This is a genomic window from Staphylococcus sp. Y174-1, from assembly GCF_049897865.1.
GTDB lineage: Bacteria > Bacillota > Bacilli > Staphylococcales > Staphylococcaceae > Staphylococcus > Staphylococcus saprophyticus.
Window position 1 is genome coordinate 20,630 of the sequence record NZ_JAFCXB010000003.1, and the last position, 17,666, is coordinate 38,295.

General features: G+C 33.0%; 18 protein-coding genes. 4 read left to right on the forward strand and 14 right to left on the reverse strand.

From position 1 onward, the window contains the following. The first annotated feature begins 86 nt into the window (after positions 1-86). Complete coding sequence (locus tag ACP7BT_RS10870) at positions 87-1,259, forward strand: YihY/virulence factor BrkB family protein (RefSeq protein WP_002482847.1); 1,173 nt, start codon at positions 87-89, stop codon at positions 1,257-1,259. A 156-nt stretch (positions 1,260-1,415) separates the two neighbouring features. Here ACP7BT_RS10870 and ACP7BT_RS10875 read toward each other — a convergent pair whose 3' ends face one another. The 5 genes from ACP7BT_RS10875 to map all read right to left on the reverse strand — a co-directional run bounded on the left by ACP7BT_RS10875 (position 1,416) and on the right by map (position 5,035). Then, positions 1,416-2,045 carry a response regulator transcription factor VraR gene (locus tag ACP7BT_RS10875; protein ID WP_002482846.1) on the reverse strand — a complete coding sequence of 210 codons (630 nt, stop codon included), beginning with the start codon at positions 2,043-2,045 and terminating at the stop codon, positions 1,416-1,418. After that, the gene (locus ACP7BT_RS10880; protein ID WP_011302781.1) at positions 2,035-3,078 is read right to left on the reverse strand and encodes a sensor histidine kinase VraS; all 1,044 of its coding nucleotides are present in this window, start codon (positions 3,076-3,078) and stop codon (positions 2,035-2,037) included. The genes ACP7BT_RS10875 and ACP7BT_RS10880 overlap by 11 nt, the downstream gene beginning before the upstream one ends. Next, positions 3,075-3,776 carry a cell wall-active antibiotics response protein VraT gene (gene liaF, locus ACP7BT_RS10885; protein WP_011302780.1) on the reverse strand — a complete coding sequence of 234 codons (702 nt, stop codon included), beginning with the start codon at positions 3,774-3,776 and terminating at the stop codon, positions 3,075-3,077. The genes ACP7BT_RS10880 and liaF overlap by 4 nt, the downstream gene beginning before the upstream one ends. A 16-nt stretch (positions 3,777-3,792) precedes the next feature. Continuing rightward, positions 3,793-4,179 carry a hypothetical protein gene (locus ACP7BT_RS10890; RefSeq protein ID WP_041079966.1) on the reverse strand — a complete coding sequence of 129 codons (387 nt, stop codon included), beginning with the start codon at positions 4,177-4,179 and terminating at the stop codon, positions 3,793-3,795. 103 nt (positions 4,180-4,282) lie between these two features. Then, positions 4,283-5,035, reverse strand: coding sequence for a type I methionyl aminopeptidase (map, locus tag ACP7BT_RS10895; protein WP_011302778.1), 753 nt, complete (start codon positions 5,033-5,035; stop codon positions 4,283-4,285). Positions 5,036-5,209: 174 nt separating this feature from the next. Between map and ACP7BT_RS10900 the strand changes: the two genes are divergently transcribed. Beyond that, on the forward strand, positions 5,210-6,196 hold the full coding sequence (locus tag ACP7BT_RS10900) for an FUSC family protein (RefSeq protein WP_002482841.1): 987 nt from the start codon (positions 5,210-5,212) through the stop codon (positions 6,194-6,196). A 138-nt stretch (positions 6,197-6,334) separates the two neighbouring features. Here ACP7BT_RS10900 and ACP7BT_RS10905 read toward each other — a convergent pair whose 3' ends face one another. Then, entirely contained in the window at positions 6,335-7,054 is a 720-nt protein-coding gene (locus ACP7BT_RS10905) for a type 1 glutamine amidotransferase (protein WP_002482838.1), read from the reverse strand. Further along, positions 7,051-8,370, reverse strand: a complete 1,320-nt coding sequence (locus tag ACP7BT_RS10910; protein ID WP_041079965.1) for a Mur ligase family protein — start codon at positions 8,368-8,370, stop codon at positions 7,051-7,053. Before ACP7BT_RS10910 ends, ACP7BT_RS10905 begins: the two co-directional genes overlap by 4 nt. Before the next feature lie 166 nt (positions 8,371-8,536). Between ACP7BT_RS10910 and ftnA the strand changes: the two genes are divergently transcribed. Both ftnA and ACP7BT_RS10920 read left to right on the forward strand, forming a co-directional pair. Further along, on the forward strand, positions 8,537-9,040 hold the full coding sequence (gene ftnA, locus ACP7BT_RS10915; protein ID WP_002482836.1) for an H-type ferritin FtnA: 504 nt from the start codon (positions 8,537-8,539) through the stop codon (positions 9,038-9,040). Between the two features lie 172 nt (positions 9,041-9,212). Further along, a complete protein-coding gene (locus tag ACP7BT_RS10920) occupies positions 9,213-9,767 on the forward strand; it encodes a 3'-5' exonuclease (protein WP_002482835.1) in 555 nt (184 codons plus the stop codon). 60 nt (positions 9,768-9,827) lie between these two features. On the opposite strand, the gene dinB is transcribed toward ACP7BT_RS10920, so the two are convergent. The 7 genes from dinB to gatC form a co-directional block, all read right to left on the reverse strand. Then, a complete protein-coding gene (gene dinB, locus ACP7BT_RS10925; protein ID WP_069821653.1) occupies positions 9,828-10,898 on the reverse strand; it encodes a DNA polymerase IV in 1,071 nt (356 codons plus the stop codon). A gap of 195 nt (positions 10,899-11,093) precedes the next feature. Continuing rightward, a complete protein-coding gene (locus ACP7BT_RS10930) occupies positions 11,094-11,654 on the reverse strand; it encodes a DUF3267 domain-containing protein (protein ID WP_002482833.1) in 561 nt (186 codons plus the stop codon). A gap of 224 nt (positions 11,655-11,878) precedes the next feature. Next, a complete protein-coding gene (rlmD, locus tag ACP7BT_RS10935) occupies positions 11,879-13,240 on the reverse strand; it encodes a 23S rRNA (uracil(1939)-C(5))-methyltransferase RlmD (protein WP_041079962.1) in 1,362 nt (453 codons plus the stop codon). Positions 13,241-13,325: 85 nt separating this feature from the next. Further along, complete coding sequence (locus tag ACP7BT_RS10940; RefSeq protein ID WP_002482831.1) at positions 13,326-14,243, reverse strand: diacylglycerol kinase; 918 nt, start codon at positions 14,241-14,243, stop codon at positions 13,326-13,328. Positions 14,244-14,401: 158 nt separating this feature from the next. Continuing rightward, the gene (gene gatB / locus ACP7BT_RS10945; protein WP_037538122.1) at positions 14,402-15,829 is read right to left on the reverse strand and encodes an Asp-tRNA(Asn)/Glu-tRNA(Gln) amidotransferase subunit GatB; all 1,428 of its coding nucleotides are present in this window, start codon (positions 15,827-15,829) and stop codon (positions 14,402-14,404) included. Between the two features lie 12 nt (positions 15,830-15,841). Continuing rightward, entirely contained in the window at positions 15,842-17,299 is a 1,458-nt protein-coding gene (gatA, locus tag ACP7BT_RS10950; protein ID WP_002482829.1) for an Asp-tRNA(Asn)/Glu-tRNA(Gln) amidotransferase subunit GatA, read from the reverse strand. Position 17,300: 1 nt separating this feature from the next. Continuing rightward, positions 17,301-17,603, reverse strand: coding sequence for an Asp-tRNA(Asn)/Glu-tRNA(Gln) amidotransferase subunit GatC (gene gatC, locus ACP7BT_RS10955; protein ID WP_002482828.1), 303 nt, complete (start codon positions 17,601-17,603; stop codon positions 17,301-17,303). Positions 17,604-17,666 lie beyond the last annotated feature (63 nt).

Here is a 17,666-nt window from a genome sequence, read left to right on the forward strand (position 1 = left end):
AAATAGCGTCACATATTTACCTAAACTAGATTTTAAAGTATATTAAAATGTATATTGAAAAATATCAATACATAAGGAGATTAGATATGTCTAAAAAAGATAAAACAACTTCTAACTTTTTGAATGAGGCAAAAAGTGTAGAAGAAAATGACAAACAGTCTAATGAAACAAATGGTCAACAAATCAAACGCGACCGCACTTACATCACACCTGATGAATTTAAATCTAAGTCACCTAAGAAAGATAACCAAGCATTCTTTGTTTCACGTATCAATAAACCAGCAAAATATACTAAAGATTCAAATTTTTTCTCATATCTTGTATATAGAATTGGTAAAGATGACGCATCAGGACTGTCAGCACAGTTATCTTATTATTTCATGCTTTCATTGTTCCCAATGCTACTATTCTTACTCTCTATCGTACCAGTTGTTGGTGTGAAACAGTCGACGATAAGAGATTTAATAAAAGATCATGTGCCATCTGATTATGCACCTCAAGTTTCAAGTATAATTGGTGATATTATGGACAATGCGAGCGGTGGATTACTATCTATCGGGTTAATCGCAGCATTATGGTCCGCATCTAACGGAATGACTGCGCTAATGAATGCCTTTAATGTTGCTTATGACGTTGAAGATAGCCGAAATTTTGTAGTTGCTAAACTTTATAGTGTATTATTCACGCTTGCCATGATTATCGTTATGCCAGTTGCACTCGTGTTACCTACATTTGGGCAACAAATTGGTGATCTGCTATTCGGCCCGCTAGGCCTTGGAGATCAAGTAAAGTGGCTGTTTGATACAATACGTTTTGTATTACCTGTAATTGTTGTTCTTATAGCATTCATGGTGTTATACACATTAGCTCCTAATGTTAAAATTAAATTATTGTCTGTTATTCCAGGCGCTATATTTGCAACAATCGTCTTCTTAGGTGGGTCATATTTATTTGGATTTTATATTTCAAACTTTGCTAATTATTCTAAAACATATGGTAGTATTGCCGGTATTATCATCTTAATGTTATGGTTATACATCACAGGTTTCATCATCATCATTGGTGCTGAAATCAACGCCATCTTCCATCAACGTAAAGTGGTACGTGGTAAAACACCTGAAGAACAAACCTTGGACGATATCGAACATAATAGAAATACATCTATTGCAGATAATCAAGATTCTGAAAATAAAAATACTGATATTACATCATCAAACAAAGCAGTTAATGATGTAGATACATCGAAAAATAACGGATAATATTAACTAATCCCCCTCAAACAAATGAGATGTCATTGTTTGAGGGGGATTTTAATAAATATAAAAGCTTTTATTGTTGCATAAAAATTAAAAAGCTAAAACAGCGTGTATGTCTACCATACGCGTTTGTTTTAGCTTGCTAGATTTATATTCCCTTTATTGAATTAAATTGTGCTGGAATGCATATATGACGGCTTGAGTTCTATCTTGAACTTCTAATTTACTTAGGATATTACTTACATGCGTTTTCACTGTTTTAATCGTAATATGTGAAGCGCTGGCAATCTCTTGGTTAGAGTAACCTTTAGCAATCAGTAATAAAATCTCCATTTCACGTTCTGTGAGCATTTCATACAATTCAGCTCGTTGTTTCATCCTATTTCTCATTTTAACTAGGACTTCTGCTTCAAATACTGACTCATTATTGTAAGTCTTACGAATCGCTTCAGCAATATCACTAGCACTTGTTGTTTTCAATATATAGCTATCTACACCGGAATCAAGTGCACGATAGACTTCGTTATCTTCAATATAACTCGTAAGCATGACAACTTTAATATTTGGCAAGTCTTTTTTAACTTGTTCAGTTGCTTCGACACCATCCATATCGTCCATAAGTAAATCCATTAAAATTAGGTCCGGTTTCAGTTCATGTGCTTTTTCGATTGCATCTTTTCCTGACTTACCTTCCCCTACGACATCTATATCAGATTGTGTGGATAAATAACTAGAAATACCTATTCGAACCATTTCATGATCATCAACAAATAATACTTTAATCGGCATTTGAATCCTCCTTATTTAATGGTGCCTTCACTTCAATTCTCGTACCTGCATCAGGCAAAGAAACGATATGAAATGTTGCACCTATTTCTAGTGCACGTTCGCGCATATTTTTTAATCCATAACTTTGTTCTACCTTATCATCTACATTAAACCCTTTACCATTATCTTGTATACGCAATAACAAATATTCTTCCCTATTAAATAATTCAATTGTGACCTTCGTTCCTTTAGAATGTCTTAGCGTATTAGAAATGGCTTCTTGCGTAATACGGAATAAATGGTCCTCGATACCTTTTGGTACTTTGAATTCTTCAATATCATGTACCACTTTCATTGGTACTTTTTTCTGTAAATCAACGACTAAATCTTTAATACCCTCACCTAAAGATTTATCTTTCAAACCAATAGGTCTTAAGTGTAATAGTAGTGCTCTCATTTCTAATTGGGAATCTTGAATCATTTTTTCTAATACTGGTATTTGTTGGTCCAATGGGGCCTTCAATTCTGTCTCTTTAATTGCTGATAACATCATACTTGCTGCGAATAATTGTTGACTAACTGAATCATGTAATTCACGCGCTAAACGTTGACGTTCGTCTTCTATAATTTTCTTAACTTTAACATCATTGATATTATAAGATTCATTCGTCAGGTTCTGTGTTTTCATTCTTAATTTATGTACTTCTTGATTTAACGGCACAAGCGTTTGATATAGTTCGATTGTTTCGTTGTATAATTCAATATTTTGATCATTGATACCCACTGTTTGACCTTCTATTGAACGTTCAATTTGATCTTTTAACCAATGATTTTGCTGATTGATTTTATATGCTAAGACAGAACCTACAATAATACAGAGTAAAATCACCATTAGATTTAAAAAAAGCAGTACAGGTATGCCAAATATTTGAGTATAAAACATACCTTGAAAATACATTATATTAACAAACACTTTATCAATAAAGAATATGGCAAAAAACGTACTATATACTAATATCAACATGGACCCGATCGCTCTAAAGTAGTGATTCATTTATAAATCACCTCAACATCACCTAAAAATGAAGAGACATAAATATTTACAGCATAGTTCTCTGCTTTTGTTTCTTCTACTACCTTAATATTATTATTCTCAACTTTATAAGAGGTTTCGTTTACATAGGCATTCCCGTATAACGTTGTGAAATGTAATATAATATTATAGTTAAGTGGTACCACGATTTGAACTTTTCCAATGATATGTCGAATAACGATTGTATTATTTTCTTTAATGTTTGCTGCTTTAGACATATCAATATGAATATCACCAATGCCATGTTGAATTTGTAAATCTTCCCATTTATAAACATATACAGGTGATCGTTGCTCGCCAAACCATTTTTGTTTTATAAATTCCGGTGAGTCTACTTCTTCTTCTGTTGCAGTAATTTTTAAAGGTTTAAATTTATAAATAATATATCTAACGATGAGTACTATTAAAAATATAAATAATATGATAATCGTATACTTATTAGATAATAAGGTAAATGCTATTAATAACGCACCAATCCAAAAAGCTAATAAACCACGTACTTTATGAAAATAGATATAACCCACATAAACTAAAATACAACCCAATAATAACACAAGTAAAAAGCCAATTTTTTCAAAGAAAATATAATAAAAATTGGCAATAATCATTAATGCTGTAAATACGATAAGCATCTCTGTGGATATATATTTATGAGTCATGTTTCGCCACCTTTCTTTAAGCGACTAAACTGATACGTTCGATTAAATCACATTCAGTTTCAATGTTTGCACGTTCAACTGCCTGATGAGATAAATCGGATTCAATTCTCGCATAGTCTGCTTCCATTTCGTTTAATTCTTTTTTAATTTTTTCTATTTCAGAATGTTCTATTTCTTGAGCACAGTAAATGTAATATTCATCTATCATATCAATATATTTATTTTCTAGCGTTAAAGTTAAGCTGTCTATTAATTTTTCAACATACGCTTTTCTTTCAATTAAATATTTTATGTACATTTCAATGCTTCTCATTTTTTTATCTAAATACTGTCTATATTCTACTAAACTTGTATAAAAAGTGTTTTTAGTCATTTTGTCTAAATAAGTCGTAATATAATTCATAGAATCACCTCATGATTGATTAGATTCCATTATAAAAAATTTCCGGAACCATTGGTATAGGCTCCGGAACCATCTTATATTAGGACTTTAGACCGAAACAAGATTAATCTATTTTAGTAGTTAATAATGGTCCATCTTTTGTCACAATAACCGTATGTTCAATTTGAGCAACAAAACTTTTATCGTTTGTTTCAAATGCCCATTCATTTTTACCTTCTGTTACAAAAGTTGCCTTTGTAGAAATGAATGGTTCAACAGCGATTACTGTGCCTTCTTTTAATAGTGTTTTATCTTTAGGTTCATAATAATTCATAACATGGCTTGGCGCTTCATGTAGAGATTGGCCTACGCCATGACCTGTTAGGTTTTTAATTACTGTAAGGTTATTTTTTCGTGCAGTCGCATGTACTGCTTTACCAATTTGGCTTAATTTAGCACCAGGTTTTACACGTGTCATTGCGGCTTCGAATGCTTCTAATGCCACATCACACACTTTTTGTTTTAATGGATTGTCCGGTTCACCAACAACAAATGAAATCCCTGTGTCTGCATAGTATCCGTTTTTAAGCGCAGACACATCTATATTCACTAAATCACCTTCACGTATTTTACGTTTACCAGGTATACCATGAGCTACTTCTTCGTTTACACTGATACATGTTTGACCTGGAAAGTTCTCATCATGAATTGGCGCTGATATCGCTCCATGCTTTTCAAATAAGTCCTTTGCAATATCGTCTAGTTCTTTTGTTGTAATTCCTGGCTTAGTTGCTGATTGCATTTCATCTCTTACTAGCGCGCAAATATAACCAATATCTTTTAATGCTGTTAATTCTTCTTCTGTTTTTACAATCATATTATCCCGTTCCTTTTTGTAATTTATATTCTTTATTATTATAGCAGACTTTTTTTGATATAATAAATTAGAAAATTTTATCAACTATAGTTTAACATTTCACAGATATTAATAATACGACTACTCACCATTTTGAGCAGTTATTTGACTATACATCACATTAGGAGTTTTTAAATGAATGATAACTGGTATAAAAAAATTATCGGTGCTCGTACAATTAAAACGGGTCTAGCCACATTTCTGACTGCATTATTTTGTTTAGCTTTAAACTTAAATCCGATATTTGCTATATTAACGGCTATTGTGACGATTGAACCTACAGCTAAAGCTTCATTAAAAAAAGGCTATCGTCGTTTGCCAGCAACCATTATTGGGGCATTATTTGCAGTCATATTCACATTTATATTTGGGGACCAATCCCCTTTCGCATATGCATTGAGCGCTACGTTCACAATTATTCTATGTACCAAACTTAATTTACATGTGGGTACTACGGTAGCTACATTAACAGCTATGGCTATGATTCCAGGTATTCATGAAGCCTATTTCTTTAATTTCTTTTCTAGATTATTAACTGCTATCATCGGACTCGTAACAGCTGGATTAGTAAACTTTATTATTTTACCTCCAAAATATTATGATCAAGTTGAATCATCTATTAATTTGACTGAATCAAAAATGTACGAACTCTTTGAATTACGTATGCGTCAATTATTACTTGGTAAATTTACAAAAGGCGCGCCTTATCGTCAATTAAATCAATTAATCGATTTAAATCAAAAAGTGGAAACCTTACTTTCTTATCAAAAAGATGAACTAAGCTATCACAAACACCATGATTCAGAATGGATTCAACTTAAAGCACTAACTACGCGCGCGCATACTAATAGGTTGTTTATTACCCATTTATCTAATTTAGTTTATTTACCGAAAGATACGATAATTACTTTTACAAACGATGAAAAATTGGCGATTTTAAGTATCGCACAAAGTATAAACAATATATATTCGACTGGACACTTCGAGCGTAAGAAACAACATGCCTCTTTACTAAAAATGTCTGTGAAAGGTTTAGATGAGTTTGATAGCAATCAACTTAAAAGTCATGTCATTTATGAAATTCTATTGATTTATCGCATATTAGATCATCGTTTTGCATAAATCTAAATTTATTCTTAAATAAAAAGCACACTCCTATAAGCATACATTGATGTGCACCCCTAAAAGTTAGATTTTTAGTCCAACTTTTGGGGTGCACATCAACATTCATATCGCTTTACGAGTGTGCTTTTTTATAATTTAATTTTTAGCTACGCGATCAACAATAACTTGTTTAGCAGCTTCTTCTTCAGTATTATCTACTTGTTTAGGCTCAAAAGCAATGCCTTTACGTTCACATGCTTTTTCTAATAAATAATCAGTAATTTCATGGTTTTTTGGTAAAATTGGACCATGTAAATATGTACCTAATAGATTTTTATAATGAATACCTTCTTTTGCATCTTCATCATTATTTCCATATCCATGTGTAACGTGACCTAAAGTACCAAACTTATGATATGTACGGCCACCATGATTTTCAAAACCAACTATTGTTCCAAAAGTTTTACTTTCAATCACAATATCGCCTGTAAGACGATTTGTTTGTGACTCAGTATAAAAGTCTAAAATATTTAAACCAGCTAATTCTGTACCATCTGGTGTAATGTATTTACTCCCCAAGAACTGATACCCACCACAAATTGTCAGACCGGGCATGCCTTCTTCAATGGCATCTTTCAATACCGTTTTTATTTTGCTTAATTCTTTCGTAGCCAAGGCTTGTTCTCTATCACTGCCACCACCAATGAAAAATATATCACAGTTATCTAGCGTGATACCTTCTGTTTCATTGATATCAACTACATTTAATTGGATATTCCTCAATTTAGCACGTTGTCTTAACGCAATGATATTACCAATATCACTATATAAATTTAATTTATCAGGCATAAAATGATAAACAGTTAATTCATTCATTTCGCTTTGACCTCCTCAAAAGAGTGGTTTAATTGTTCTAACATAGGTGCGAGCGAAGTATAATTTGGAATTGCTACAGTAAAGCTCTCTTTATATTCCATAGATTTAGCAGTCGCTTTGTAAATATCGCGCTCTAAGATAACAGGTACTGTAACACCAGCCAATTTTAATCTTAATTGAAGTTCTTCTGCTCTAGTTCCTGTAACAATAATTGTCTCTATTTGTTGTCTTGTTAATTTTTCAAAATCTGCATCATATATCCACGATGTATCTCTACCATCTGCAGCATTATCATTTAAACTGATAAGGTAAACCTTACTACCGCTTAATTGTTCACCTACTGAGAGACTTGCGTTCATCCCTGCAGGATTTTTGGCTAAGTTTATCATAGCTTCTTTGCTATCTTGTTTAAAATATTGCATACGGCCGTTGTCTGATGTATACGTTTCAAAACCTTTTCTGATGCCGTCATCATTAATGCCTAACTCTCTTAATACAGAATATGCAGCAATCGCGTTATAAGCATTAAAATCACCAGCTATTTTCATATTAAACGTTTTAGAACCAATATTTAAGTTTATAAACGGTGTCAGTGTAAATGAGGATACTTCATATTGTGTATCCTCACGTTTAAAACCACATTCACAGTGATAATGACCAATTTGGTTATATTGGATATAGTCATAATGGAGTAAACGTCCGCAGTTTGGACAATAACGGCTTTCATTCATTGTACTTTGTTCAAATTTGTGTGCGTGTGCCTTCATGCCATAGTAAACCACCGTGTCACTCGCAATTTTCAACCTACTCACAAATGGATCATCTGCATTCAATAATAATTTAATGCCTTTATTATTAATCGCCTTTGCTATGTTATTAACCATAATATCAATTTCACCAAAACGGTCCATTTGATCTCGGAAGAAATTCGTAACAACCATCATCGTTGGTGTTACTTCGTTAAGCACTCTCGGAATAGAGCCCTCGTCAATTTCAATGACTGCGATTTTTGTATTTTTCTTATTTTGCAAAATAAAAGCAGATGTAATACCTGCAGCCATATTTGCGCCTTCATTATTATGTATGATTTCTATATCATTAGCTTTTAATGTATGACCGATTAGGTTTGAAGTGGTTGTTTTCCCGTTCGTACCACTTATAAAAACAATCTCATCAACTTGAGATGCTAACTTTCTTAATATATTTTTATCTACTCTTCTAGCTACTTGACCGGGCAAGTCTGTGCCTTTTTTGCCAACAGCTTTACTTGCTTGCCTTGCCAATTTTGCTAAGCGGGTTGCAGTCCAGTATCTCATTTAGCTCCTCCTCTACTCTTCACTCAAATATTATAACACGATTATGTTGTATTCCAAACAATTCTCAACCCAATTTACATGAGTCTTTTTCAAATAAAGTAGCGTATAATTTACTACTAAGTCTAGTTTTGCTATACTGAAAAAAAGTATAGGAGGCTTATTAATTATGTTAAACAAAGAACTATTAGATGCTTTAAATGAACAAATGAATCATGAATTTTATGCTGCTCACGCTTATATGGCTATGGCTGCCTTTTGTGACGACAATTCTTACGAAGGTTTTGCAAATTTTTATATTCAACAAGCTAAAGAAGAAAGATTCCATGGTAAAAAAATATATGACTATATTAACGACCGTGGAGAGCATGCTTTATTTACAGCAATTCCTGCACCAAAAACAGAGTTCAGCAGCATCTTAGAAACGTTTGAAGATGGTTTGGCTCAAGAACAAGACGTTACACGTAGATTCTATAATTTATCAGATTTAGCTAACAAAGATAAAGATTATGCTACGATTTCATTCTTAAATTGGTTCTTAGACGAGCAAGTTGAAGAAGAAGCTATGTTTGAAACGCATATCGATTACTTAAATCGTATTGGTGATGATAGTAATACACTTTATCTTTATGAAAAAGAGTTAGCTGCACGTTCATTTGATGAATCAGAATAATTAATAGGTAATACTCATGAATTTATATATCAAAAAAGTCTGGGACATCAATAAATGTCCCAGACTTTTTTGAATTAGGCAGTAAATGTTAGTTCAATCTCATTAACTTGACTGTCTTTCATTTATTCTATAAAGTCATAACATATTCAATTATAGAAAGGGAACTTGCTCCATGAGTAACGATGCATTTATAGCTTTAGATTTTGAAACTGCCAACGGTAAACGTACAAGTATTTGTGCTGTTGGTATGGTTAAAGTAGTCAACCACCAGATAACAGAATCTTTCTATACACTTGTTAACCCTAATGACTATTTCTCACAACAAAATATCGCAGTCCACGGCATACATCCTGAACAAGTTGAAGATGCGCCTACATTTCAAACAGTATATCCCTATATGTTGCAATTTATCGGGGATTTACCCGTCGTTGCGCATAATGCAGCATTCGATATGAACGTTCTACATGAAAGTATTAGTGCATTTGGTTTTGATACCCCTAATATGACTTACTTTTGCTCTTTACAACTTTCAAGAAGAACAGTAGAAAATCATCGCTATGGTCTAAATTACATGATGCAATATTATAATTTAGATTTTCATGGACATCATGATGCGCTCAATGATGCTAAAGCATGTGCTATGATTACGTTCCGTCTCTTAAAACATTATGATGATTTACCTAGTATGTTAAATATCTACGGCAAGGATTTAAAAGATAAAGATTAATTCTATTTCCTTGATATGTCTGTAAAATAACTTAGCTACTATAAATCAATTTCTATCTTATTAAATATAATCGTATATTGTCATATTTTCATATGTCGCTTTTTCAAGATTACCAACAGTCACCCCTACAAGACGAATAGGCGTTTCAGGATTTTTTAATTCTGTATATAAATCATAAGCAATATTGTATATGTCAGTTTCTGAGCGAACCGGGTATCTAAGACTACGTTGTTTCGACAAAGATTCAAACTTAAATGTTTTAATTTTTACCGTTATTGTTTTTCCAGATTTTTGTAATTTAGCTAGACGTTCTGCTGTTTTATTACTTAATTCCCAAATTTTTTGTAAAATTTCTTCATCATCATTCATATCTGTGGCAAATGTTCGTTCTGTACCAACAGATTTCCTGATTCTAGTAGGCTTTACTGGATTATGATCTATCCCCCTCGCTTTATTGTACAAGCCATGTCCACGCTTACCAAATAGTCTAATAAGGTCCCGTTCACTTTGATTATATAAATCCTGTCCTGTATAAATCGCTTCTTGATGCATTTTTTGTTTTGAAGCTTTACCAACACCAGGAAAATCTCCAATGTCTAAGCCCATTAAAATATCATGAACATTTCTATAGTCAATAACTGTTAAACCGTTGGGCTTGTTCATACCACTTGCTAATTTAGCTAAAAATTTATTATATGATACACCTGCTGACGAAGTAAGCATTGTAGCTTCATAAATATCTCTCCTGATATATTGAGCGATTCGAGAGGCTGGTAAATCAGGTCTGACAAGATGTGTGATATCCAAATATGCTTCATCCAAAGACAAAGGTTCAACAACCTCTGTATAACTTTTAAATATATTCATAATCTTTTCCGATGCAGTTTTATAAGCTTCGAATCTTGGCGTCACATAGTACCCGTTAGGACATAATTTATGCGCTTGTGCAGTGGGCATCGCAGAATGTACACCATATTGTCTTGCCTCATATGATGCCGTTGATACGACCCCTCTTCCACTAGCTTTACCACCAACAATGACAGGTTTTCCTTTTAGTTTAGGGTTATCCCTCATTTCTACTTGTGCGAAAAAGTAGTCCATATCCACATGTATAATCCGTCTTTCTGACAATGCCCTCACCTCCTGTATTCGATATAATTTATAATTGTGTTGTTTTTATCTTACATCCTCCATCATCATTTTTCTTTGAATTTGCTCAATAAAAAAAGGAACAGTACACGTTTAAGTGAATCAGTTTGAATTTAATATTCAAATGATCATTTACTCAAACGGAGCTGATCCTTTATCAAAGTTACATTTATCATATTATGATTTCAATTCAGTTCGAAATTCTTGAGCAGGGGCATGCGCTTGTGTATAAAATTTAATCCCTTCTTCTGTATCTTCAATAAGTTGTACATGTTTATTTAATAAACCTGTAAGGAAATACATATCCATTACGCAATATCCTATGTGAAAACATGCAATAAAGATAATAGATGAGTAAGCAAAATACGAAAATATTACTAATAATACGCTTGTGATAATGACTAAAGGGGCTAACATAATTGTCATGTATTGCCATTTTTTAAAATAAACATTTGGCATATGTGTTGTAATCAAACCTGATTTAATACGATATGTAGGTTTATTACCTTTTGACATTACTCTGAACATTATATTATGAATAAATTCATGCAAGAAATACACTGCTGCAAAACCAACAATACCAAAAATAATATTAAAAATTATGTTTTGTTCTATAATATGGGTCATAGAATATGCCATTTTATAAGAAATCAAAATGCTAATCATCACAATAGTTAATTGAAATAAAATAAAACCTTCAACTGCTTTCTTATTAGAAAACAAATCAATTTTAAACATTAGACGCCCTCCTCGTCACTCGTTATTAACTAGAGTATACAACGATTATCACCACTATGAAAGGGGTTAAAGTGAAAGTAAGTTGCTTGTAATTGAATTTTAACAAACTTACTCATTTTGCAATATTTTGCAATGTTTAGCAAACAAATTATTAATTATTTTTACACAAGTCATATATATAAAACGTATTTAATTATAAGTAATACAGTCTTTGCATCAATGCTTTATATACGTTCAAATTGTGCCACTGTTTCAACATGCGTAGTATGTGGAAACATATCAACCGGTGTAATTTGTGTTAACTTATATTGGTTTGCTAATAATTGTGCATCACGCTGTTGCGTTGATGGGTTACATGATATGTAGACAATTTTTTGAGGATTTAGCTCTAATAATGTCTTCAAAAATGTTTCGTCACAACCCTTTCTAGGTGGATCAACCATTACAACATCTGGTCTTATTCCTTCTGATTTCCATTTTAAGATAACTTCTTCTGCCTTACCACAGACAAAAGTAGTATTTTCAAATTGGTTTATAGTCGCATTTTGTTGAGCATCTGTAATGGCTTCTGGCACAACCTCAACACCATAGACATGTTTTGCTTTGGGAGCCATATATAAACCAATGGTACCAATACCGCAATAAGTATCCAACACTGTTTCTTCTCCCTGTAGTTCAGCATAATCTATAGCACGTTGATATAGTTTTTCTGTTTGGATAGAATTAATTTGATAAAATGATTGGTCATTAATTTTAAATGTCACATCTGACAACGTATCGACAATCTCATCTTTACCATAAAGTGTATATGAATTTTGTCCCATTATAACGTTGGAATGTGTATCATTTACATTTTGTTTAATACTCACTATTGCTGGAAAATGTTGTTTTAAACGTTCTGTTAGGATGTCACCTTGTTTAAATTTTTTGCCATTTGTTACAAAAATGACCATGAGTTCTCTAGAATGATGCCCTGTTCTTATTACAACATGACGCATCATGCCTTGCTTTTTACGCTCATTATAAACACTGATGTTTAGTTCATTGAACCACGCTTTTAATTTATTTATAACTTCTTGGTGTAGTTGGTCTTGAATCAAACATTCATCCATATCAATAATATCGTGGCTACGTTGACGATAAAATCCTGTTATAACTTTATTCTCATTGTTTTTACCCACTGGAATTTGTGATTTATTTCTGTAGTACCAAGGATTTTCCATACCAATCGTGTCATGAATGATTGTATCTTTAAATCCAGCTTTACGTTGAAATAAATTCACAACTTGTTCTTTTTTCATATTTAACTGCGCTTGATATGTCATGTGCTGCAACTGACAACCACCACATTTATAATAATATATACACGGTGGTTCTACTCGATCAGTACTTTTTTCTTTAATTTCAACCAGCTTACCAATTGCGAAGTTCTTTTTCACTTTGATTACTTTAAACGCTATCACTTCATTAATGAGTGCATTGGGCACAAAAATTGGATAACGATCAAATTTCACAACACCATGACCTTCATGTGTTAAATCTATCACTGTTCCTTCAATTATTTCATTTTTTTGTATCGCATTCATTACTTCACCCCACATTAAAAGAGGTTAGGATGTATGTTGACTGACCTAACCTCGTAGTTTAATCTAAATTGTATTTTTATTTGTATCATTGTTCTATAATTTCTTCATTTTTAATATCATTTGGTGTGAATACTTCAATATGTTGTTTCAAGTTTAAAAAATTACCAGGTAATTTGCCTCCATATTCACCATCTACATTTAATTGCATATCGGTGAATGATGAAACGCTAATAGATTTGGCCTTCTTGTAATGTACTTTAGGATGCTTGGTATGTTCACCTCTTGATGCTAACGTCATAATGTGGCCTAATTCAGCTAAGTTAGCTTTTTCAACGATAATTAATGTAAAATAACCATCGTCCAATTTAGCATCGGGGACTAATTTTTCAAACCCAGCCATTGAATTCGTAAGCCCTAGTAAGAATAACAAGGCTTCTCCTTGGAATACTTCGTCATCATATTCAATACGAATATCCACGGCTTTCATTTGAGGTAACATTTCAAAACCTTTGATATAATACGCGAATGGTCCTACAATGGATTTCAACTTACTCGGAGTTTCGTATGATACTTGAGTTAGTTGTCCACCTGCAGCTAAGTTAATAAAATAACGACTATTCATCTTACCAATATCCACACGTGTCATATGTCCCTCAATAATGACATCTATCGCACTCATGATATCTGTGGGTAAATGTAATGCACGACCAAAATCATTCACAGTGCCCATCGGTATAATACCTAAACTTGGTCTATTTGGCTTTTCAGCAATGCCATTTATGACTTCATTTAAAGTACCATCTCCACCAGCTGCAATCAGTACATCGTAATTTTGTTCTAAACTACGTGCTGCTTCTGTAGTTGCGTCGCCTACTTTTTCTGTGGCATATGCACTTGTTTCAAATCCAGCTTTTTCTAATTTAATTAAAACATCTGGTAATGTGCGTTTAAATAATTCCTTTCCAGATGTTGGATTATAAATGATTCTAGCTCTTTTTCTCATAATTTATCCCTCTACTTCATATACTCAATACCTATATTATATGATTTACATAGATGTTAAAAGCATTTTAGGTTAAATTCCAAAGAAAATATTTAAGGCACATCGCATTTAAAAGACCCTGTAGCATAATTTGAGCTACAGGGTCTAGATATATTGAATTATCGTTTATCCAATTCTTGTTTTAACAATTGGTTAACTAACTGTGGATTAGCTTGACCTTTAGAAGCTTTCATAATTTGTCCAACTAAGAAGCCCATAGCCTTACCTTTACCATTCTTATAGTCTTCAATAGATTGCTCGTTATTATCCAATGCTTCATTTACAAATTTAAGCAATGTTGCTTCGTCAGAAATCTGCACTAAGCCTTTATCTTCCATAATTTGTTTTGCATCCCCGCCATTTTCAGCTAGTTCAGGGAATACTTTTTTAGCTATTTTACTACTCATTGTGCCATCTTCAATTAATTTAATCATACCCGCTAAGTTTTCTGGTGTTAACTTAGTATCTAATAAATCAATTTGATTTTTATTTAGATATTCGTTTACGCCACCCATTAACCAGTTAGATGTCAATTTAACATCTGCACCTTCTGCAACTGCACCTTCGAAGAAATCAGACATTTCTTTTGTCAGTGTAAGTACGTGTGCATCGTAGGCAGGTAAACCATATTGATTTACATACTTTTCTTTTCTTTCATCAGGTAATTCAGGAATCGTTTGACGAACGCGTTCTTTCCATTCTTTATCTACATATAAAGGTACAATATCTGGTTCTGGGAAATAACGGTAATCGTCAGATCCTTCTTTAACACGCATTAATAATGTCTTACCATTAGACTCGTCAAACCGACGTGTTTCTTGTAAAATTTCTCCACCATTTAACAATTCTTCTTCTTGACGTTTTTCTTCGTATTCAAGACCTTTACGAACATATGTGAAGGAGTTTAAGTTTTTCAACTCAGCTTTTGTACCAAATTCTTCTTGACCATACGGACGTAATGAAATGTTGGCATCACAACGTAATGAACCTTCTTCCATCTTACAATCTGAAACGCCTGTATATTGAATGATTGAACGTAGTTTTTCTAGGTATGCGTATGCTTCTTGAGGAGAGCGAATATCTGGTTCCGATACGATTTCAATTAATGGTGTACCTTGTCTATTTAAATCAACTAAAGAATAACCATCTTTATGTGTTGATTTACCAGCATCTTCTTCCATGTGTAAACGCGTGATACCAATGCGTTTTGTTTCACCATCAACCTCGATATCGATATAACCATTTTCACCAATTGGTTGATCAAATTGTGAAATTTGATAAGCTTTTGGATTATCTGGATAAAAATAGTTTTTACGGTCAAATTTAGATTCTGTAGCAATTTCCATGTTCAATGCCATTGAAGCTCTCATGGCCCAATCAACAGCACGTCTGTTTACAACTGGTAATACACCTGGATATGCTAGGTCGATAACATTTGTGTTTGAGTTCGGTTTTGCTCCAAAATGCGCTGGCGCTGGAGAAAACATTTTAGAATCTGTTTTTAACTCAACGTGGACTTCTAGTCCGATAACTGTTTCAAAATGCATGATTTCCACTCCTTATAGTTTTTCGTATTCATTATGAAAATTAAATTTTGTTTCATATTGGTAAGCGACACGATATAGTGTTTTTTCATCAAATGGTTTACCTATAAATTGTAAACCGATTGGGCGGCCATTTGATTGTCCACAAGGAACAGAGATACCTGGTAAACCAGCTAAATTAACTGGCGTTGTTAATAAATCGTTCGCATACATTGTAAGTGGATCATCTATTTCGTCACCTAAATTGAAAGCTGTTGTAGGTGTAGTTGGACCAACGACAACATCATAATTTTCAAATATACGATTGAAATCATCTTTGATTAATGTTCTAACTTTTTGTGATTTTTTATAAAATGCATCATAATAACCTGAACTTAATGCAAATGTTCCCAAGAAGATACGGCGTTTAACTTCCTCACCAAAGCCTTCACTTCTAGACATTTTATATAATTCTTCTAATGAGTTCGCTTCTGGAGAATGATATCCATATCTAATACCATCGAAACGAGACAAGTTAGAAGAAGCTTCAGAAGATGCAATTACATAATAAGAAGGAATCCCATACTTCGTATTCGGTAATGATACTTCTTCTACAGTGGCACCAAGACCTCTTAAAGTTTCGACTGCTTCTTTTACAGATGCTTTGACTTCATCAGAAACACCTTCACCTAAATACTCACTTGGAAGTGCGATTTTCAATCCTTTAATATCTTTACCGATATCAGAAGTGTAATCAGCATCTTCAACTGGCGCACTTGTTGAATCATTTTCGTCTACCCCAGTAATTGCTTCCAAGACTAATGCATTGTCTTTAACTGTACGTGTCAATGGTCCAATTTGATCTAATGACGATGCAAAGGCTACTAGACCAAAACGTGATACACGGCCATATGTTGGTTTCAAACCGACAATTCCACAATAAGCTGCTGGTTGACGAATTGAGCCACCAGTATCAGAACCTAAACTGAAAGGAACTAAACCAGCTGCAACTGCTGCGGCAGAACCACCCGAAGAACCACCAGGTACTGCAGTATGATCGAAAGGATTTACAGTTTTTTTGTAATATGATGTTTCAGTAGAACCACCCATAGCAAATTCATCCATATTTAATTTGCCGATAAGCACTGCTTGTTCATTTCGTAATTTATTCATCACAGTTGATTCATAAATTGGTACAAAGCCCTCTAACATTTTACTAGCACATGTTGTTTCTACACCTTCAGTAATAATGTTATCTTTAATACCCATTGGAATACCAAATAACTTGCCTTCCATTTGGTCTTTTGCTTGTAATTCATCTAATTCTTGTGCTTTTTTAATAGCATTTTCTTTATCTAATGCAAGAAACGATTTGATCGTTGGATCAGTTTCTTCAATTGCATCGTAAATATCACTTACAACTTTAGATGGTGTAATTTCTTTGTTTTTGATTAAGTTGATCAAATTCTCAACAGATTCATAACGGATGGTCATCTTAAGCGTCCTCCTCATTCATGATAGATGGTACTTTAAACTGTCCATCTTCCGTCTCTTTAGCATTTTTTAATGCAAGCTCTTGAGGGATGCCCTCGATTGCTTTATCTTCACGTAATACATTTTGTAAATCTAGTACGTGATATGTTGGTTCAATTTCACTAGTATCCGCTGTATCTATTTGATTAGCAAAGTTTAAAATGCTTTCTAATGTATTTTGCATTTCAGTCGTTTCATCTTCAGTAATTTGAAGTCTTGCTAAATTTGCTATATGTTCAACTTCTTCTCGTGTAACTTTAGCCATTAAATAAAAGCCTCCTTTTTACTCATTCATTACAAAATTGTACCAAAATTTCGTTGAAAAATC